Source organism: Cobetia sp. 3AK (genome assembly GCF_029846335.1).
Lineage (GTDB): Bacteria > Pseudomonadota > Gammaproteobacteria > Pseudomonadales > Halomonadaceae > Cobetia > Cobetia marina.
The window spans coordinates 313,769-333,473 of sequence record NZ_JARWKR010000003.1; the positions used below are offsets into that span (position 1 = coordinate 313,769).

The 19,705-nt window shown below is 63.5% G+C and carries 18 protein-coding genes and 1 pseudogene; 13 read left to right on the forward strand and 6 right to left on the reverse strand.

Going from position 1 to position 19,705, the window contains the following annotated elements:
- The first annotated feature begins 84 nt into the window (after positions 1–84).
- Positions 85–834: a fumarate/nitrate reduction transcriptional regulator Fnr gene (fnr, locus tag QD228_RS06110; RefSeq protein ID WP_077378772.1), complete on the forward strand. Its 750-nt coding sequence runs from the start codon at positions 85–87 to the stop codon at positions 832–834.
- 97 nt (positions 835–931) lie between these two features.
- On the opposite strand, the gene QD228_RS06115 is transcribed toward fnr, so the two are convergent.
- On the reverse strand, positions 932–3,430 hold the full coding sequence (locus QD228_RS06115; protein ID WP_279874789.1) for a fatty acid cis/trans isomerase: 2,499 nt from the start codon (positions 3,428–3,430) through the stop codon (positions 932–934).
- Positions 3,431–3,737: 307 nt separating this feature from the next.
- On the opposite strand from QD228_RS06115, the gene QD228_RS06120 reads away from it, so the two are divergent.
- The 8 genes and pseudogenes from QD228_RS06120 to QD228_RS06155 all read left to right on the forward strand — a co-directional run bounded on the left by QD228_RS06120 (position 3,738) and on the right by QD228_RS06155 (position 10,226).
- Complete coding sequence (locus tag QD228_RS06120) at positions 3,738–4,010, forward strand: hypothetical protein (protein ID WP_279874790.1); 273 nt, start codon at positions 3,738–3,740, stop codon at positions 4,008–4,010.
- 153 nt (positions 4,011–4,163) lie between these two features.
- Positions 4,164–5,114, forward strand: coding sequence for a DUF692 domain-containing protein (locus QD228_RS06125; protein ID WP_136939091.1), 951 nt, complete (start codon positions 4,164–4,166; stop codon positions 5,112–5,114).
- Entirely contained in the window at positions 5,111–6,004 is an 894-nt protein-coding gene (locus tag QD228_RS06130) for a DNA-binding domain-containing protein (RefSeq protein WP_279874791.1), read from the forward strand. The genes QD228_RS06125 and QD228_RS06130 overlap by 4 nt, the downstream gene beginning before the upstream one ends.
- Positions 6,005–6,242: 238 nt before the next feature.
- Positions 6,243–7,033, forward strand: a pseudogene (locus QD228_RS06135) (pseudouridine synthase).
- A 156-nt stretch (positions 7,034–7,189) separates the two neighbouring features.
- Positions 7,190–8,053 (forward strand): tRNA cyclic N6-threonylcarbamoyladenosine(37) synthase TcdA, encoded by an 864-nt coding sequence (tcdA, locus tag QD228_RS06140; RefSeq protein ID WP_279874842.1) that lies wholly within the window; start codon positions 7,190–7,192, stop codon positions 8,051–8,053.
- Positions 8,054–8,101: 48 nt separating this feature from the next.
- Positions 8,102–8,359, forward strand: a complete 258-nt coding sequence (locus QD228_RS06145) for a DUF1653 domain-containing protein (protein ID WP_240499615.1) — start codon at positions 8,102–8,104, stop codon at positions 8,357–8,359.
- Positions 8,360–8,582: 223 nt separating this feature from the next.
- Positions 8,583–9,101 (forward strand): 5-(carboxyamino)imidazole ribonucleotide mutase, encoded by a 519-nt coding sequence (purE, locus tag QD228_RS06150; protein WP_077378762.1) that lies wholly within the window; start codon positions 8,583–8,585, stop codon positions 9,099–9,101.
- A 3-nt stretch (positions 9,102–9,104) separates the two neighbouring features.
- Positions 9,105–10,226, forward strand: a complete 1,122-nt coding sequence (locus tag QD228_RS06155) for a 5-(carboxyamino)imidazole ribonucleotide synthase (protein WP_279874792.1) — start codon at positions 9,105–9,107, stop codon at positions 10,224–10,226.
- A gap of 95 nt (positions 10,227–10,321) precedes the next feature.
- On the opposite strand, the gene bfr is transcribed toward QD228_RS06155, so the two are convergent.
- Together bfr and QD228_RS06165 are read right to left on the reverse strand one after the other, a co-directional pair.
- Complete coding sequence (gene bfr / locus QD228_RS06160; RefSeq protein ID WP_077378759.1) at positions 10,322–10,801, reverse strand: bacterioferritin; 480 nt, start codon at positions 10,799–10,801, stop codon at positions 10,322–10,324.
- Between the two features lie 468 nt (positions 10,802–11,269).
- On the reverse strand, positions 11,270–11,473 hold the full coding sequence (locus tag QD228_RS06165) for a bacterioferritin-associated ferredoxin (protein ID WP_077378756.1): 204 nt from the start codon (positions 11,471–11,473) through the stop codon (positions 11,270–11,272).
- Positions 11,474–12,180: 707 nt separating this feature from the next.
- Here QD228_RS06165 and QD228_RS06170 point away from each other — a divergent pair.
- Complete coding sequence (locus tag QD228_RS06170; RefSeq protein WP_279874793.1) at positions 12,181–13,005, forward strand: hypothetical protein; 825 nt, start codon at positions 12,181–12,183, stop codon at positions 13,003–13,005.
- Positions 13,006–13,153: 148 nt separating this feature from the next.
- On the opposite strand, the gene QD228_RS06175 is transcribed toward QD228_RS06170, so the two are convergent.
- The 3 genes from QD228_RS06175 to lptF are packed head-to-tail and all read right to left on the reverse strand — an operon-like array spanning position 13,154 to position 15,790.
- Complete coding sequence (locus QD228_RS06175) at positions 13,154–13,600, reverse strand: RDD family protein (RefSeq protein WP_279874794.1); 447 nt, start codon at positions 13,598–13,600, stop codon at positions 13,154–13,156.
- Positions 13,601–13,613: 13 nt separating this feature from the next.
- Positions 13,614–14,696: an LPS export ABC transporter permease LptG gene (gene lptG, locus QD228_RS06180; protein WP_077378750.1), complete on the reverse strand. Its 1,083-nt coding sequence runs from the start codon at positions 14,694–14,696 to the stop codon at positions 13,614–13,616.
- Positions 14,696–15,790, reverse strand: a complete 1,095-nt coding sequence (lptF, locus tag QD228_RS06185) for an LPS export ABC transporter permease LptF (RefSeq protein WP_169477242.1) — start codon at positions 15,788–15,790, stop codon at positions 14,696–14,698. The genes lptG and lptF overlap by 1 nt, the downstream gene beginning before the upstream one ends.
- A 494-nt stretch (positions 15,791–16,284) precedes the next feature.
- Between lptF and QD228_RS06190 the strand changes: the two genes are divergently transcribed.
- The 3 genes from QD228_RS06190 to QD228_RS06200 all read left to right on the forward strand — a co-directional run bounded on the left by QD228_RS06190 (position 16,285) and on the right by QD228_RS06200 (position 19,694).
- Positions 16,285–17,805: a leucyl aminopeptidase gene (locus QD228_RS06190; protein WP_141392388.1), complete on the forward strand. Its 1,521-nt coding sequence runs from the start codon at positions 16,285–16,287 to the stop codon at positions 17,803–17,805.
- Between the two features lie 145 nt (positions 17,806–17,950).
- Positions 17,951–19,045, forward strand: a complete 1,095-nt coding sequence (locus tag QD228_RS06195; RefSeq protein WP_084209423.1) for a branched-chain amino acid aminotransferase — start codon at positions 17,951–17,953, stop codon at positions 19,043–19,045.
- A gap of 178 nt (positions 19,046–19,223) precedes the next feature.
- Positions 19,224–19,694, forward strand: coding sequence for a DNA polymerase III subunit chi (locus QD228_RS06200; protein ID WP_077378736.1), 471 nt, complete (start codon positions 19,224–19,226; stop codon positions 19,692–19,694).
- Positions 19,695–19,705 lie beyond the last annotated feature (11 nt).

The window sequence follows — 19,705 nt, forward strand, 5'->3', positions numbered from 1 at the left end:
CCCTGTACCAGGTGTCGCACCCGGACACCCCCACCCGAAACCCGCTCCCCACGAGTTTCGGCGTAATGCCCCAGGAGAGTCACCATGACGGCCCAGACAACGGCATCCCATCGATTGCGTGCGCATGAAGCACGCTGTCAGACCTGCTCACTCAGCTCACTGTGTCTGCCGCTGGCACTGAACATGGAAGCCATCGACCAGTTCGACTCCATCATTCGGCGCCGCGCGCCGCTCAGAAAGGGCGAGGTTCTCTTCACCCAGGGCGAGCCCTTCGACTGCGTCTTCACGGTGCGCTCGGGCAGCCTGAAACAGATCAACACCGAGAACAGTGGCACGGAGCAGCTCACCGGTTTCTTCCTGCCCAGCGAGCTGGCTGGACTGGATGCCATCGACAGCAATGCCTACCCCGGCAGCGCCGTGGCACTCGAGACCACGACCGTGTGCGAGATTCCCTTCGATCGCCTCGATGCGCTTTCCGCCCAACTGCCGGAACTGCGCACCCAGCTGTTCAAGAGCCTGAGCAAGGAGCTGCATGAGGATCGTCGGATGATGATGCTGCTGTCGCGCAAGACGGCAGATGAGCGCCTGGCCAGCTTCCTGGTCAACCTCTCTCAGCGCTTCCGTCGCCGCGGCTATTCGCCATACAGTTTCCGTCTTTCCATGTCCCGCGCCGACATCGGCAATTACCTGGGACTGGCCGTGGAAACCATCAGCCGTATCCTGACGCGTTTCCAGGCTCAGGGGCTGGTGGATATCCAGGCGCGCGAGGTCCATATCCTGCACCTGGATGGCCTGATCGAGCTGGCAGAAGGAGAGTGTCAGGGCGGTCGCTGACCCCCGTGATGCCATCTCTCTCACCACGAAGGCCCGCCACATCCTCATGTGGCGGGCCTTCGTGTTTTCCAGACAGTGCCAGGCGGCTCGGAGACGCTCAGCGATTCTGCAGACGGTTGTAATCCAGCAACCCGGCCTCGACGGGACGATCCGCATAATTGGCACGCAGCACGCTGTCCGAGAACTGCCAGAAGCGTGGGTCGGTGCGCCGCACTCCGATATCGGCCATCAGCTGTCGATAGTCCGCCTCATCCTTGAGCACGGCGACCCGCCGTGCCAATCCCTGCAGCGACTCGGGTGTCAGATGCCAGAAGGCATTCGGGTAATCCCCGGCCACGCCGCGCAGCACATCCAGCGTATCGCGCTCAGGGCGCCGATTGGCTTCCTCGTCGAACAGACTGGTGATGTTGGCATGAGCCGAGTTGCGCAGCACGCTGAACAACTGCGGGTGCTCGCTTCCCTCCCGTTCCAGCGCAATGATGGTGACTTCCGGCAGCAGGCTGGCCGCCAGACCACTCACCTCGCTCAAGGCCTTCAATTCGCGGCGCACGGCATCATCCTCCAGCGTCTCCAGGCTACGCTCGTGGACAAGTTCCGGCGCCAGGCGCTCGCGCAGGCGGCGCATCAGCCCAATGCGCGCCTTCTCCGGTGAGGAAAGCTCTCCCGGTGTCCAGACGATATCGCTCGGGGCATCAAACTGGGGCGGCTTCTTGAACAGCAGCTTTTCCAGCCCCGAATCCACATCCTGATACCAGCTGTCATGCACTGCCTGACGCTCGCCGGCAGGCAGAAGCGCCAGCAGGTTGTTCTCGCCTTCCATGCGCAGGAAGTCCATGTACAGGCGCGTGGTCAGCTGGTGGCCGAGGTTGCCATAGACATCGAAGCCGGCCACCAGCAGGTAATGGATGCGCTCAAGCATCGGGTAATCGATCACCCAGGCCGTCTTGGGCACATTGCCGACCAGCCCTTTCATCACGGCAGCGTTGTCGAAGTGACGATAGACCGTCAGGGCGGCATTGGGGTTGTGATCGCCACCCTCGCCGCCTTGCCAGCCGCTGCCGTCCCACAACAGCTGCATGTCCAGACGCAGATTGCCATCCTCGTAGGCCTGCATCATCAGCTTTTGCTTGGCCTGCAGATAGGCCTGCTGCTTGCGCTCGAACTTGATCCACGAGGAGATGGGCAATGCATTGCTGCTCTGCTCGGCAGGCAGGCTGAGATTCTCGCCCTCCCGTGCCAGGGTGCGCTCGACCTGCGGCAGGCTGAACAGTGATGGATCGGTGAAACTGACCCAGAAGTGGTCATTGATGACGTCCACGGCCACCTGGCCACGACAGACCGGCCCCTTGATGAAGCCCATGATGGTGTTCTGCGATTCATCCAGCATGAAGCGGTAACGTGACTCGGCAGGGATCGCCTCGAACGTCAGGAAGGGATTGGACGCCGTCTTGAGGTCATAGCCAGGCAGGTCATCCACCGTATAGTCCGGCGCGAGGAACAGCGACTGCCAGCGCTCCAGGCGCGCGTCACTCAGCGAATAGGGCAGATGATTCTTGGCCAGGATCGTCGAGCGCTCCTGCCATAGACGGTAATAGACGCGAGGACGCCCGGCCTCGTCATGCGGCATGACGTCACGACCATCTCCGGGATAGGCGGCGTAGGGAGCGTCATAGGGGCGGCGCGAGGAGATGCGCTGGATGGGCTCGCCGGGCGGCGTACTGGAGCGCACCAGCGAGAAGAAGATCGGCCGGCCATTGGCTCCCTTGACCTCGGGGAAGTAGAGGTGCGTCAGGAACAGGTGCTCGTAGATGTAGCGACTCATCAGCCGCTGCTTGAGGCTGTCACCATTGAGGAAGGCTTCCACCTGCTGAATCCGTGGCACCAGGACCTCAGACACCGGGCGCACCTCGGTCATCGGCGAGCCCTGCGCCAACCAGTTGACCAGCGTACGGTGCTCCTCATCACTGATCTGCGGCAGCGCATACGGCATGCCCCAGTCCGGATGATCTTCCGCGAAGGCATCATAGCGCTCGATGGGCGCGCACACCTGACTGCGATTGAGCGACAGATCGAAGCGGTCTTCCGGCAGCAGGCCTTCCTCCGTCACCGGCAGGGGTTGCTTGCGCTTCTGGCTCAGCGAGCGGAACAGCACACTGCCTTCCAGATTGGCGAGCGCCGAGTCGTTGCGCTCGTTGAGCACCGGCGAGAAGTTCATGTCACGCCATTCAGCGGTGCTGTCGGCATCCTCGAACAGACGCGTCAGATTGGCCGCCAGCAAGCGGGTGCCGTCATAGACAGGAGCGGGATTGATACCGCGGTCGATCCCGGCCGCCGAGGACATCTTGAGCTGGCACGGGGCGTCATAGCAGCCATGGCAGACCACGCAACGCGTCTCGAGGATCGGCTTGACCTCATCTTCCCAATGCCTCCCCGCCAGACTATCGCCGGACACGACGCGATCGCGTGGCTCGGGCGTCCCGAAACGCGCATCCAGCTGATGCACGGTGACGGCGCTACATCCTCCCAGCAACAGGATGACGAGGATGCTCCAGCGCCAGCGCGGGGTATGCCACAGGCGTCGAAGGGAGTTCAGCATGCAAGGCTCCATAAGCAGAGTACGAGACCGATGGACGGATCGGCCATGAGGCAGGCAGGGCCCGCTGCACACTGCTTCGACAGAGCACAGAAGACATGACAGGCACACAGTATGCCACGAGCAGAATAGCGTCTTTCAGAGGGTTTTCGCGCTCCCGGTCAAATTCTCGAGCCGCGGTGCATCCACCTTCACGCCGGCGACGTAAGACTCAATGACCCGGCAACGAGACCTGACTGGCCGGGTGGATATCTGCATCGAACCTTGCTCAACAACCAGAAAAAACGGGCTCGCCCGAAAGGAAACCATCATGACCATGAAGAAGACCGTGACTGCCGCCACCTTTGCCGCTGCTGCCGCTGCACTGTTCTCCACCGCCGCCCTGACCTCCATGTCCGTGCAGGCGGCTGACAACGCCGTGAAGTGTTCCGGGATCAACTCCTGCAAGGGCACCTCCGAGTGCGCCACCGCCACCAGCGCCTGCAAGGGCCACAATGCCTGCAAGGGTCAGGGCTGGTCCTACACCGCAAGTGCCGAATCCTGTGTCGGCACTGGCGGCGAAGTCATCTCCGGCAAGAGCTGAGCACTCGAGATGAGGGCACCGTCACCCAGGTAACGGTGTCGCCAGGAGTCCCTGGACGCAACGGGAGGACGGCATGCCGTCCTCCCGTTGTTGCATCAGGTCTACACTGCCAATGCAGGCACTGCCTGCCATGCCATGGAAAAGGAGTCACTCATGACGACAGCTTCCCGGAGTCACCAGCCTGCCACTGCCACCTCGGGTGCCGGTCAAGGGCTAGGGCTACGTCCTGAGTACTACCACGAGATTCTGACGACGCTGCCGGATATCGATTGGTTCGAGGCCATCAGCGAGAACTACATGGGCCCCGGATTCATCGACTCCGACGGCGTCAGTGCCGGCGGCAAGCCGCTGCACTTCCTTGAGCGAGTCCGCGAGCACTATCCCATCGCCCTGCATGGCGTCTCGCTATCCATCGGTGGCAGCAATCCCATCGACACCCGCTATCTGCGCGAGCTGCGCGCACTGTGTGAGCGCATCGAACCGATGTGGGTCTCCGATCACCTGTGCTGGACCCGCACCGGCGCGCATCAATTCCATGACCTGCTGCCTCTGCCCTATACCGAGGCCACCATCACGCACCTGGCCGAGCGCATCGACCAGGTCCAGAACGCGCTCGGGCGCCAGCTATTGCTGGAAAACGTCTCCAGCTACCTGACCTGGCAGCCCGACGAGATGAGCGAATGGGAGTTTCTGGCCGAGGTCAGCCGCCGTGCCGATTGCCTGATCCTGCTCGACCTGAACAACGTCATCGTCTCCAGCCACAATCATGACTTCGATCCGCTGGCCTATCTGGATGCCATGCCGGCGGAGCGTGTCTGGCAGCACCATCTCGCCGGGCACATCAGGCAGGACGTATCTGGCGGTGAGCTGTGCATCGACACCCACGACCAACCCGTCCCGGATGCCGTGTGGTCGCTGTATGACGCCGCACGCGAGCGCTTCGGCGATGTCGCCACCATGATCGAGCGCGATGACAACTTCCCGCCATGGTCGGAGCTGATGGAAGAATATGCCGAGCTGCGTCGCCGCAGTGGTCGCCCGCTGGCCGACGATCAACCGACCCGGACTGTCGCGGCGGCAATGAATGGGGGGCTGCACGCATGACGCATGCATCGACCACAGCGACGACAGCATCACAGTTCGATCGCCGCGCCTTGACCCAGCTTCAGGACGCCACCGCCGCCTATCTGGCCACGCCGTCACCCGACACCCGCAGCATCGCGGCACAGGCTGTCATCAGTGATGAGCTGGCCAGTGCCGAGGAGCGCCTTGGCATCTATGCCACGGCTTACCGCCTGCGCCTGTTCGATGTCTTCGGCGGTGATTTCGAGGCCGTGCACACCTTGATTGGCGATGATGCCTTCGGCCTGCTGTGTCGCGAGTACCTCAATGCCCATCCGCCGAGCCACTACTCGATCCGCTGGGCAGGCCAGCACTTTCCGGCCTTCGTGGCCGCGCGCGAACCCCGGCGTTCGCTGGTCACCGAGATGGCGGCCTTCGAATGGGCACTGGGGCTGGCACTGGATGCCGAGGAGATCGCGCCGCTCAGCGTCGAGACCCTGCAAGGGCTCGCCCCGCAAGACTGGCCGACGCTGAGACTGGCAGCCCATCCGTCACTGCATCACTTCGCCTTTCATTTCGATACGCCGGCCATCTGGAAATCCATCGACAATGACGAGCCGCCACGTGCGCCGGTCGAGAGCGACATCCCCACGCCATGGATCGTCTGGCGTCAGCCGACCGAGGGCGCACCCGAGGTGCACTATCGCTCTCTCGAGCCATTGGAAGCGCTGGTGCTCGACGCCATTCTCTCCGCCGGTGATGACGGCCTGAGCTTCGCCTCACTGGGAGAGTTGCTTGTCCCCGAAGTCGGCGCCGAGGCAGCGCCGGGCGCCGCCATCAACCTGCTGGTGCAATGGATACCGGCCGGCATGCTGATACGTCCCGAAGACACCGGACGAGCCAGCCGCCATACCTCAGACCGTATTGCCTGAGGCGGCGCCCCCTCCTGCAACAGACCGGACATGACAGCCAGCCAGGAAAGCCGGACAATACACGCCGATCACCCCCTTGGTGATCGGCTTTCGTCTTCCTGCTGCCGTGATGCCCATGCCCCCTTCTTCCCATGATCTGCCCTCTTCTCCCGATGGCCTGCCCTGCGACGCGTCAGTGACGTCTCGACCACTCGTGTCGGCGCCCCTCGATGCTGACCCGGCTCACGAGGCCGAGCCCATCTTGCCACTCGACATCCTGTTTCAGGATGACGTGCTGGTGGTGGTGCAGAAGCCTTCTGGCCTGCTGGTGCATCGCAGCCCCATCGACAAGCATGAGACGGAATTTCTGCTGCAGCGCCTGCGTGACCAGATCGGCATGCACGTCTTCCCGGTACATCGTCTCGATCGCCCGACCTCCGGGCTGATGGTCTTCGGCCTCTCACCGGAAGCCGCCCGCAAGCTGAGCGCCGCCTTCGAGGAACAGCAGGTCAGCAAACGCTATCTGGCCGTGGTGCGTGGCGTCGCTCCCGAACAGGAGCGCCTGGACTACGGCCTGCGCAAGGAAGAGGGTCGCCTTCCCAAGGCCCAGATGCCGGAGCAGGAAGCCATCACCGACATCCGCCGACTGGCTCAGGTCGAGCTGCCCGTCGCGATCGACCGCTACCCCCAGTCACGCTTCTCGCTGGTGGAGGCACGCCCCTTGACCGGCCGTCGACACCAGATTCGTCGGCACCTGTCGCGCCGTGGCTATCCCATCATCGGAGATGCCAGCACGGCAAGGGCAACTACAATCGTTACTTCGCCTCGACCCTGGAATGTCCGCGTCTGCTGCTGGCGGCGGTCGGACTGGAACTGCCGCACCCCGAGGGTGGCTGGTTGCGTCTTTCATGCCCACCGGATGGCGCCTACGCTGCCCTGCTGGCGCGCTTTGGCTGGCTGGGGCATCTGCCGGAGCGCCATGCCATCCACCAGGCCGAACGCCCCGAAAGCGACCTGGCTGGCCGGCCCACAGACGACTTGCCCGAATGACGACCGGGCACCCGCGAACACGCTTCGCCATCTGCATTCAACGCCCCTGGAAAGCATGAGCTGCGCATGACCACTACCCCTGACGACATTCCGCTGAATGAGCCAGCGGCCCACACGGCCTCTCTCTCGGACGCCGCGCCCTCTGCCAGCGAACGCATGCTGGCGGATTTCTTCGCCACCGACGCCGAGGCACCGGCGGCGGACGATTACGACTTCCGTTTCGGCGGCATTCGTCGCCTCTACGGCGCCAGCGCCTTCGCCCACTTCCGTCACGCGCATGTCGCGGTGGTCGGGGTCGGCGGGGTCGGCAGCTGGAGCGCCGAGGCGCTGGCACGCTCCGGCATCGGCGAGATGACGCTGATCGACCTCGACGACGTCTGCGTCTCCAACGTCAATCGTCAGCTGCATGCGCTGGATGGCCAGATCGGCCGTCCCAAGGTCGAGGTGCTGGCCAAGCGCTGCCAGCTGATCGCACCGCAGATGAAGATTCACGCCATCTCGGCCTTCGTCACCCCGGACAACCTGGCCGAGCTGATCCACGATGAGCTGGATCACGTCATCGATGCCATCGACAGCGTGCCCGCCAAGACGGCGCTGATCGCCTGGTGCAAGCGTCGCAAGCTGGGGCTGACCGTGACGGGCGGTGCCGGTGGCCAGCTCGACCCGACACGCATCCAGATCGCGGATCTTGCCCGTACCGAGCAGGACCCGCTGCTGGCGCGCGTTCGCTCCCTGCTGCGCCGCGACTACCATTTCAGTCGCAATCTCAAGCGCCGTTTCGATGTCGAGTGCGTCTACTCCGATGAGCAGCTGACCTACCCCGGTGCCGATGGCGAGGTCTGCGCCACCAAACCCGGCGACAGCGCCACGCGTCTGGATTGCGCCGCCGGCTTCGGCGCCGCCACCTTCGTCACCGGAAGCTTCGGCTTCACCGCCAGTGCGCGCGCCCTGGCGCGCATCGCACGCCGCGGTGCCAAGGCCACGCCGGCCAACGCTCTCAAGCCCGCGCCCGACGCCTGATCGCGCCGGGCGACCGCGCCAACTGTCTTGCCCATCAAGGAAATCATCATGTCAGAGCTGCCTCCCATGCCGCCGCTGCCCGAGAATCGTCCCGTGCCGGGGCTCTACCGCCACTACAAGGGCGCGCAATACGAGGTGATCGGCACCAGTCGTCATAGCGAGACGGAAGAGCTGCTGGTGGTCTACCGCGCCCTCTACGGCGAATGTGGCCTGTGGGTGCGCCCACTGAGCATGTTCATGGAGAATGTCGAGATCCAGGGCGAGCCAGTGCCGCGTTTCGCGCTGGTCACGCAATGGTCCTGCTGAGCCTCGCCGGTCGGTGGCGCCCATAAGCTGACCGACCGGACAGGTGCATGCCGCCTCTCAGGCTCGGTGCTATACTGCGCCGCTTGTTTTTCCAGACATACGCATTGAGGTGGGACTGGCCATCACGGCCCGGCCACCTCGACCACGCCCACACAGCGGGCCGTCCAGCATGCGCTGGCGGTGGCTGTGAGCTGGTTCATACCACGTCAAGAGCGGAGGAAGCATGAGCGCACTGGTTGGTGTCATCATGGGATCAAAATCGGATTGGGCGACCATGTGCCATACGGTCGAGACCCTGGAAGCCCTGGGGATCGAACACGAGGTCAAGGTCGTCTCTGCCCATCGCACGCCTGACCTGCTGTTCGATTATGCCGACACCGCCGCGGAGCGTGGTCTTGAGGTCATCATCGCCGGAGCCGGTGGCGCCGCCCACCTGCCGGGCATGTGTGCCGCCAAGACCTGGCTGCCGGTGCTGGGCGTGCCGGTGCAGTCCAGCATGCTGTCTGGCGTCGACTCTCTGCTCTCCATCGTGCAGATGCCCGCCGGCATCCCCACCGGCACCCTGGCCATCGGTCGTGCCGGTGCCGTGAATGCGGCGCTGCTGGCTGCCAGCCAGCTGGCCAACAAGTATCCGGCCATCCGCACGGCGCTCATCAACTTCCGCGCCGAGCAGACCGACCGCGTGCTGGACAATCCGGACCCGCGTCCCGATGCTCCCAGCCTGTCGCATGGAGGCCAGTGAATCATGAGCGAACCGATCCGCTTCGGTATCGTCGGTGGTGGTCAGCTGGGTCGCATGCTGGCTCAGGCTGGTGCCGCCCTCAATGCCCGCTTCACCTTTCTTGATCCCGCCGACTCGCCGTGTGGCCGCGTGCATGGCCATCATCTGCGCGCCGACTGGCAGGATGACGCCGCTCTGACACAGCTGGTGGCGGCCTCCGATGCCATCACCTTCGAGTTCGAGAACGTGCCCGCCGACGCCGTCGAGCGCCTGGCGGCAGAGCGTCCGACCTATCCCCCGGCCGGCGCGCTGGATACCGCGCGGGATCGCTGGAACGAGAAGTCGCTGTTCATGCGTCTGGGCATCGAGGTGCCGCCGCTGGCGCTGGTCGACAGCCAGGCCGATCTGGAAAGCGCGGTGGCCACCATCGGCCTGCCTGCCGTCCTCAAGACACGTACGCTGGGCTACGACGGCAAGGGTCAGAAGGTGCTGCGCGAGATGGCGGACGTGGCCGACACCTTCTCCGAACTCGGCAGCGTGCCGCTGATTCTCGAAGGCTTCATCGCCTTCGATCACGAGGTCTCGGTGATCGCGGTACGCGGTCGTGACGGTGAGACACGCGCCTGGCCGCTGTCCCGCAATGAGCACCGCAGCGGTATCCTGCACTGCGCCACACCGCTGGCCGCGCATGACCTGCAGGCCGAGGCCGAGGCGGCTGCCTTCAAGGTGATGCACGAACTCGACTACGTGGGCGTGATGGCCTTCGAGTTCTTCGTGGTCAAGGAAGCGGACGGCAGCGAGCGCCTGCTGGCCAACGAGATCGCCCCGCGCGTGCACAACTCCGGTCACTGGAGCATCGAGGGCGCGGTCACCAGCCAGTTCGAGAACCATCTGCGCGCCGTCGCCGGCCTGCCGCTGGGCGAGACAGCCCTGCTGGCCCCCTGCGCGATGCTCAACATCATCGGGCGCATGCCAGAGCGCGATGCCGTGCTGGCCATTCCCGGTGCTCGCCTGCATGACTACGGCAAGGCACCGCGAGCCGGCCGCAAGATCGGTCACATCACGGTGCTGGCCGCCGACCAGGCCAGTCTCGACGCGCGCATCGCAGCCGTCGAGGCGCTGCTGGTCAATGACCTGGGCAAGTAAGCCGGTTCTGCGCCACTGAAGACAAAACGCCCCCGCTGCCGATGGCAGCGGGGGCGTTTTCGTTCCTGTCACGACCTGGAAAGCCGCGCCTGGAATCAGTCGATCTCGTGATGAATCTGCTTCTGCAGGTAGAGCTCGATACCGACCTTCTCGATCAGACCCAGCTCGGTCTCCAGGTGATCGATATGCTCTTCCTCGTCGTCGAGGATCTTGCGGAAGAGATCACGTGAGGTGTAATCGCGGACCTGCTCGGCATAGGCGATCGCTTCTTTCAGATCACCATGTGCCTGGTGCTCCAGCGCCAGATCGCACTCGAGCATTTCCTTGGTGTTCTCGCCGATACGCAGCTTGCCGAGGTCCTGCAGGTTGGGCAGGCCTTCCATGAACAGGATGCGCTCGATCAGGGTGTCCGCATGACGCATCTCTTCGATGGACTCGTCATATTCCCACTTGGCCAGGCGCTTGAGCCCCCAGTCCTTGTACATGCGCGCATGCAGGAAGTACTGATTGATGGCTACCAGCTCGTTGCCCAGTATGGTGTTGAGATGCTCGATGATCTTGGGATCGCCTTTCATGTCGCCATTCCTCTCTTGTCCGGTGCGGTCTCGTTGTCGTCGGCGACCGGCATGCATGCCGGTGTCAGGGGCCGTCGGGGGTGAGGCGTCTCAGGCACTCGCCCCGCTTCGTCAGGTCCGGCAAGTATGGCGCAAAACCATGAATTTTTCGAGACATGACAACAAGTTATCGACTTTTAGGCGCAAATGGGAAAGATTGGTATCCGCGTTGTCATATGCAGACGGACACCGGTGAGCGTACAAGCGATGAAAGCCCGGGAGAGGAAAGCACGAGAAAGGAAAGTGCGAGAAAGGAAAGTGCGAGAGAGGATAGCTGGAAAGATGAGCTCTCCCGGCAAGGAGCGGCATGCGAAAACGCCAGAGGCCCGATCATGTGATCGGGCCTCTGGCGTTTGAATGACATGGACTCGTGGCGCTGTGCTGCATCGACAGGGCAATCCAGGCCTGGAGAGGCAAGCTACCCTGACATCAGACCGCGTAGGCGAGGTCGTCAGCCGGCATCATTTCGCGTGCCACGGCTTCACGGGTGATCGTCTTGGCCATGCAGGCACATTTTCCACATTGGGTCGCACACCCGGTCTGCTCGCGGACCTCACGGAAGCTGCGCGCCCCCTGCTCCACGACTTCACGGATCTTGTGGTCTGATACACCCTTGCACAGACAGACGTACATGGCTCACCTCGCTCACTCCAAGTGAGACAAATGTAAATGATTCGCAGAAAGATGCGCAACACCTGACTGCAAAAAATTCTCATTTGCATGACATATCAACCACTTGCATTACCCCGTCTTCCACCGTCGGCGCCATGAATTGCTGCTGCGGGATGTGAACGTCCGCCCAGAGCCGCGTGACGGTTCTCGACCCGCCGTTCTCCCCGCTTTCCTCAACCCGCTGTTCTCAAACCATTGCTTTCAAATCCACTGCTCTCAAATCCGTTGCATCGATGAAAGCGCCCACCGTATAAAGAAGGGAGTCACCTGCCTAAGGCAGGGGTTGCGATTTGGGACAGGGACGCTAAGATGTATAACGTTTTATTATGCAGAAAAGAATCAAGTCGCAACAAAAAATAATGAGCCATCGACATCCAATGGTTCAGGCAGGTCACTCGCCTCCTGCTAGCGTCACTTCGCCAGAACGCTGCCGTTCATGACGATGACCCACACGCAGCAAGGCGACGGCAAATGACTGCCACGACCTGCCAGGCAATCAGGAAAAGCACATGAACAGGACACTGCAAGAGATTCCGTCGACGCCCTCCATCCTGACTCGGCCCATCGGCATGCCGATGATGGGCGACATGATGATGCCGTGACCGGCCCGAATCCGTCTGCTGTCCGTTCGTTTCGCCTACTGCCAAACTGCAAGGAGTCCTGACCCAATGTCCGCATCCATCGCTACCGCCGAACATCACGCCGCCTCCCACCTGCCGCTCAATCTCGACGCCGTTCGCGATGCCGGCAGCTGCTTCGGGGACCATCACCGCCTGCCGCTCAATCCGCTGCTGCGCAATCTCTATCGCGAGGCGCGTCGCGAAGGCCTGGTGGACGAGAGCTGCAACGCACGTGAGTTGATGAGTCACATCGCACTGCCGCACGATCACGTCGTCACCCAGGAAATCTCCGATCGCGTCTGGCGCTACAACGTCGGTTACGCCAACAGTGAAAGCAGTGCCGAACAGGGCGACCTGAATGCTGCACTGGACTCGCTCAACGAGCGTACCCTCGATGAGCCACTGCCGGGCGCGCTGCATCGCCTTACCGAGGCCTGGCTGTACCTGCCCGGCGAGCTGGAAAGTCCGCGTCAGTCCAGTGCCGACGTCCTGTGGCTGGACAAGCAGGGCCGTGCCCGCTATCGCCTGGATCAGGCACGTCACTGGTTCGCCACCCTGCGTGACGAAGCCGTCGAAGTGGACGACTGGCTGGCATGGCGCCTGACCCACCTGCCGCTGACCAGCGCACCGGTGCTGGACACGGTCAGTGCCTTCACACGCCTGGCCCGCCTCGACCACGACGGTCAGCGCCCCATCGGCCAGCTGCCCTTCGTGCGCTATCGTGATGGCGTGCGCTTCGAGGGCATGGGCAACGCGGTACTCGACCTGCCACGTGAGCTGCCGGAAACTGCGGCACAGGAAGACAGCCTGGTCGTGTCACGCGCCACGGTCGACCGCATCATCACGCGTCTCGATAGTCTGCTGGGCGTCTGATTCACGTCCTGCACCCCTGACAGACACAACGCCCCGCCAGTCGATGACTGGCGGGGCGTTGTGTTTTCCGGCATTCGGCATGCCTTTCACGGCGATTCCTGCACGCCGCCCTTGCACGACACCCGCAAGGGCGGCGCCTACCGGGCCGTCACGCTCGGCTGGGCCTCGGCACCACCACCACGCGCGTGCCTGAGGCGATGTCGTGCCAGCTGCGGTGTTCAGGGTCCCATAGCTGCCAGAGATACCCCAGTCCACCGCATCCCAGCGAGAGACCGGCAACCAGAAAACGCAGCAGACACTGAGGCAGTGTCGGTGCGCAGCCTTCCGGCGTCTGCAGCCTCAGCCGCCAGGCCTGCATGCCCAACGTCATGCCACTTCGACTCCAGAAGTAGGCAAAGAAGGCGAACATCGCCACCAGCAGAAGCGAGCGGAACAATGGCGACTGATTGGCCTCACCGCCATTCGCGGCCACCCCCACGAACCCCAGCACGATCAACAGCGCCACTACCAGAAAGGTGTCATACACCAATCCACCCAGACGCCGCATCAGCCCGGCTGGGCGCACGCCCTGCTGCGCGAAGCAGCGCCGGGCCACCGGGCACCGTGCCCTAGCCACTGCGACGAATCAGCAGCAGGCCGATCACGTAACAGGCGATCGTGGGGGCCAGTACTGCCCAAATGGGCGCGAACCCGAAGACCACCGAGGCCGGTGCCAGCAGGTCCTGCAGGTATTTGAACAGCAGACCGACGATGATCCCGTAGAACACGCGCGTCCCGGCTGCCACGGTGCGCAACGGCCCGAACACGAAGGACGCTGCCACCAGCACCAGCGCTGCCAGCGTCAGCGGTTGCAGGATCTTCTGCCAGAAGTACAGCAATGGCTGGTTGGCGGACAGACCCTGCCCCTTCAGATAGCTGGCGTAGCGCCACAGATCAGAGGCGGATTGCTGCTTGGGTTCGGTGATCACCAGCTTGAGCAGGTCCGGCGTCAATCGGGTATCCCACTGGCGTGAGTCCTGCTGCTCGACACGCGTGGAGGCCACCTCGCCGCCTTCACGCTCGAAGACCGTGGTTTCCACCGCCTCCAGCGTCCAATGGTCGTCCTCCCAGACAGCACGCCGGGCGTACATGGCCTGCTTGAGCTCCTGATCATCATCGAATTGATAGCGGGTCACGTTGAGCACCACATCATCACTGCGGATCGAACCGAAGCGATAGAAGTTGTTGCCCTCACGCTGCCAGCCACCGCCTTCGGCATAGACGGCACCCGCCCCCTGCTGCTTCTCGGCGCGCCAGGCATCGGCCTGCATCTCGGTGACAGGCGCCACGTACTCTCCCACGGCCATGGTAATGGCGATCACCAGCCCGAGCGGCTTCATCACGCCCCACAGGATGCGCGTCAAGGAGCGGCCCGCCGCACGCATGATGGTCAGCTCATTGCTGGATGCCATGCTGCCCAAGCCGATCAAGGCCCCCAGCAGCACCCCTACCGGCACGAATTCGTAGAAACGTGACGGTAGCCTCATCAACAGGTAGAGCAAGACCTCAAGGGCACCGTAATCCCCCTCGACATCGCCCAGGTCATTGATATAGGTGATCATCAGATCAAGCCCGAGGATCAGTACCTGTACCACCAGCATGGCCAGCAGCACGTTGCGCGCGATGTAACGGTCGAGACGATCAAGCAGCATCAGCGGCCACCTCCGCGGTTGTCGCGCCAGCTCAGCCAGAGGCCAAGCGCCAGATAGACGCCGTGAATGGGCCACAGGCCGATCGCGGCCGGATATTTGCCGGACGCGACGGCATTCTGAGCCGCGATCAGCAAGCTGAGGTAGGTGATATGCACGAAGATGGCCGGCAACAGACGCGCGAAGCGGCCCTGGCGCGGATTGACGCGTGCCAGTGGCAGACCGATCAGCATCAGGATCGGCACCATCAACGGCAGAGAGATACGCCATTGCAGCTGGGCCTGGGCTTCGGGCGTCTGCGTGGCCAACAGCTCTCGGGTGGAGACGAGTTCGATGTCATCCTTGAGGCTTGCCTCGCTCTGCCCCTCGCTGACCCGCACCGCATAACGCTCGAAGCCCAGTCGCTGTGAAGCCGACTTGCCCGGCTCCACCGCGTAGCGTGAGCCATCCGCCAGCACCAGATAGCGACTGCCGGTCTCCTCGCTGACGTCCTGGAAGGCGCGCTCGGCGCGCACCACCGACTGACTCGGTTCGCTGTCATCGCGGCGGGTGGCCCCGTCATTGCCACGCTCGGCGATGAAGACGTGCTTCAGTTCGCTGTTGTCGTCACTCATGCTCTCGGCATAGACGGTGCGATCGCCGATTTGCTGAAAACGTCCCGCGCCCAGCACCGAGAAGTCGGTCTTCTGCTTCTGAAGCTCCAGCAACATCTCGTTCTTCAGCGCGCCAGCCGGCGTCAGGTAGAGGCTGCAGGCCGCCACCAGCGCCGTGATCAGCAGTGCCGGCAGCAAGGTGACGCGCAGCAGACGCTCCGGGCCGACACCGCAGGCCACCAGCACGGTGATCTCACTGTTCATGTACAGCTGACCGAAGGCCAGCAGCACGGCCAGGAAGAAGGACAGCGGCAACAGCAACTCGAAGAACCCCGGCAGGTGATAGAGCATCAGGCTGCCGAGAATCGAGGCCGGGAAGTCCCCCTCTGCCGCGTCACTGAAATAGCGGATGAATCGGCTGCCCATGATGACAAGCATCAACACCCCGGCCACCGCGGCCATGGTGGTGAGAATCTCGCGTGTCAGGTAGCGGAAGATGATCAAATGAAACTCCTGTTTCCCACTCGCAATCGAGCGTGTTGACCAGAACGATGATAGCCGGTGAAGACACGATACGGGACACATGAAGATGCACCATCCCTCATGCATGCCGAACCGCCTTTGCGTACACTGGGCATCCGGCCTGCACTTGCGCCTCGGCCCGGTGCGATCGAGTGTCGATGACACTGGGCGTACCGAGCCCCGCAAGGGCATGCTCGAGCATTATCCAGAAAGCATGCAGCCTTGTCGCGGCCATGCCTTGCGACAGGCACATGATCTTCCGCATGATGGACGGCACCGGGAGATGCTTGCCATCAGCGGCCAGTGTCCCCATTCAAAGGTCATGCTCGGTCAGACACCGATGGACGGCAGAGCCTCTTCACATCCGCCCCTGCCGGACCTGGATGCCTGACCCCGGATATCGCGACACGCCCGACCCGCTTCGGTCTGACGCTATCCTCATTTTCGTATCCCTTACTCGCCCGCGTGGAGTTGTCATGGAATTTCCTGTTGTCACTGTCAATCCGGCCCAGCTAGAGACCGCCTGCCTGGTGGTTCCCGTCATTGAAGGCGAACTCGAAGGCGCCGCGGCACGTCTGGACGACGCCAGCGAGAAGCTGATTTCCCAGCTGATCGAACGCGGCGACTTCAAGGCCGAGCTGGGCAACACCCTGCTGCTGCCTTTCGCCCCGGGGCTCGGCGCACAGCGCCTGCTGCTGGCCGGGTTCGGCAAGGCCGAGAAACTCGACGAGAGCCGCTACAAGCGCGGGCTGGACGCCGCCATGGCAGCACTGCTCAAGCTGCCGGTGGAAGACGCCGCCTTCGCGGGAGTCGGCCTCGATATCGAGCTGCGCGACGCCGCATGGAAGGCACGCATGATCGCCGAGAGCGCGCTGCGCAACGCCTACCGTTTCACCGAGATGAAGAGTCAGCCGGGCGAGCCTGCCTCTCTGACCCGTCTGAGCGTGGTAAGTGCCGACAAGAGTCAGCAGGAAGAACTGGAAGCGGGTCTGCGTATTGGCGCGGCCATCGGCGAAGGGGTCAACGAAGCCCGCACCCTGGGCAATCTGCCGGGCAACATCTGCACCCCGACCTATCTGGGCGAGCGTGCCGAGCAACTGGGCAGCACCTCCGAAGGCGCACTGAAGGTGACCGTGCTGGGTGAGGAAGAACTCGAGAAGCTTGGCGCCCTGTCACTGCTCTCGGTCGGCCGTGGCAGTGAAGAGCCGAGCCGTCTGATCGTGATGGAATACCGCGGCGCGGAAGACGAGAACGAGGCACCGCACGTGCTGGTCGGCAAGGGCATCACCTTCGATACCGGTGGCATCTCGCTGAAGCCGGGCGCCGGCATGGACGAGATGAAGTACGACATGGGCGGCGCGGCGAGCGTCTTCGGCACCATGCGCACCGTGCTGGCACTCAAGCCCAAGCTCAACGTGGTCGCCATCGTGGCCAGCGCCGAGAACATGCCGGACGGCCGTGCCACCAAGCCGGGCGACATCATCAAGACCCTGAAGGGCCTGACCGTCGAAGTCCTCAACACCGACGCCGAAGGCCGCCTGGTGCTGTGCGACGCCCTGACGTACGCCGAGCGCTTCGAGCCGGCCAGCGTCGTCGACATCGCCACCCTGACCGGCGCCTGCGTCATCGCGCTGGGCAATCACGCCACCGGCCTGATCTCCAACGATGATGACCTGGCGCTGGATCTGCTGGATGCCGGGGAAGAAGCCTGGGACCGCGCCTGGCACATGCCGCTGTGGGACGAGTATCAGGCACAGCTGGATTCCAACTTCGCCGACATCGCCAACATCGGTGGCCGTGAAGCCGGCATGATCACCGCAGGTTGCTTCCTGTCCCGCTTCGCGGACACCTTCCCGTGGGCGCACCTGGACATCGCCGGCACCGCCTGGCAGTCCGGCAAGCAGAAAGGTGCCAGCGGCCGCCCGGTGGGCCTGCTGACCCAGTATCTGCTGGATCGCGAAGCGGAACTCAATGCCGCCCAGGAAGAGACGCTCTGAGGCTTCGCATGCTCTCGATGGCGTGCTAGCGTTGAGACACGCGGGTCGGCACGCCACTCGGCACCGCTGACCCCAGAGGTCCTATAAAAATGATTCGACCCCCGGCGTTTCGCGCCGGGGGTCTCGCTGCTACGGAGACACCCACGTGACCAAAGGCTTCGACGTCCGCGCGTCCACGCAACCGGCGGATGCTGCCATTCGCGACACCATCCTGGCCAATCCCGGCTTCGGCCGTCACTTCAGCGACCACATGGCACACGTCCGCTGGACCGCCGATGGCGGCTGGCACGGCCATGAAGTCCGCCCCTATGGCCCGCTGAGCCTCGACCCCGCCGCCTCGGTACTGCACTACGCCCAGGAAATCTTCGAAGGCATCAAGGCCTATCGTCATGAAGACGGCTCGGTGTGGACCTTCCGTCCCGAGAAGAACGCGGCACGCTTCCGCAACTCCGCCCGCCGCCTGGCACTGCCGGAGCTCTCCGACGAGGACTTCGTCGGCTCGCTCAAGGCCCTGCTCGCACAGGACAGCGCCTGGGTACCGACCCCCGCCAGCGCCAGCGATGAGTGCAGCCTCTACCTGCGCCCGTTCATGATCGCCAGCGAAGCCTTCCTCGGTGTGCGTCCGTCGCGTGAAGTCGATTACTACGTGATCGCCTCGCCGGTGGCCGCCTACTTCAAGGGTGGCATCAAGCCCGTCTCCATCTGGCTGTCCTCGCATTACAACCGTGCGGCGGCCGGTGGCACCGGTTTTGCCAAGTGTGGCGGCAACTATGCCGGCTCCCTGGCGGCCCAGAGCGAAGCTACCGCCAATGGCTGCGATCAGGTCGTCTTCCTGGATGCCGCCGAGAACAAGTGGGTCGAGGAACTGGGTGGCATGAACCTGTTCTTCGTCTTCAAGGATGGTCGTCTGGTCACGCCGCGTCTGACCGGCACCATTCTGGAAGGTGTCACCCGTGACTCCATCCTGACCATGGCGGGTGATCTCGGCCTGACGCCGGAAGAGCGCCCGGTCAGCATCGACGAGTGGCGCGAAGGTATCGCCTCCGGTGAGATCACCGAGGTGTTCGCCTGCGGTACCGCCGCCGTCATCACCCCGGTGGGCGAGCTGGTCAGCGAAGACGCGCGTCTGGATCTGACCGCCAATGCCGGCGACGTGGCCATGCGTCTGCGTCGCCAGCTGCTGGACCTTCAATACGGTCGCGCCGAAGACACGCGTGGCTGGATGACCCGCCTGGCGTAAGCCCTGTGGCCCATGCCAGACGACAACATGAAGGCCCGCCTCGCAAGAGGCGGGCCTTCATGTTTGCAGACGCGAAGATATCGCGCTTTCCGATGCGTACCGAGTCCCTCCTGCATCGAAGCCACGTGGCGAGTGCGGTATCCTGAGCGCTCGCGAACTCTTGCCACGAGCGGTGCCCATGACCCAGATCGACTTCTACATCCTGCCCGATACCACGCTGGAAGCCCGGCTGGAATTCGCCTGCCGTCTGGCCGAGACCATCCATGCCAAGGGGTTCCGCCTGCACGTGCATGTCGAGGATGAGGCGATGGCGCGTCAGTTCGATGAGCACCTGTGGCAGTTCCGCCCCGAGAGCTTCGTACCCCATGCGCTGGATATCGATCTGGATCTCGCGGCGCGCGAGGCAGAACACGCCGATGACGTGCCACGTCCGCCCGTGACCATCGGTTGGCAGGACGCGCCGGCACCGGGCATCGAGGCACTGCTCAATCTGCACCCCGAGATCCCCGAGTGGTTCTCGCGTTTCGAGCGCGTCGCCGAGATCATCAACCAGCATCAGGATGTGCTGGTCACCAAGCGCGAATGCTGGCGTACCTACAAGTCACGTGGCTATGCGGTGCGTTCGCATCAGCTCAAGGGCGTGAGCTGACGCCGACAGAT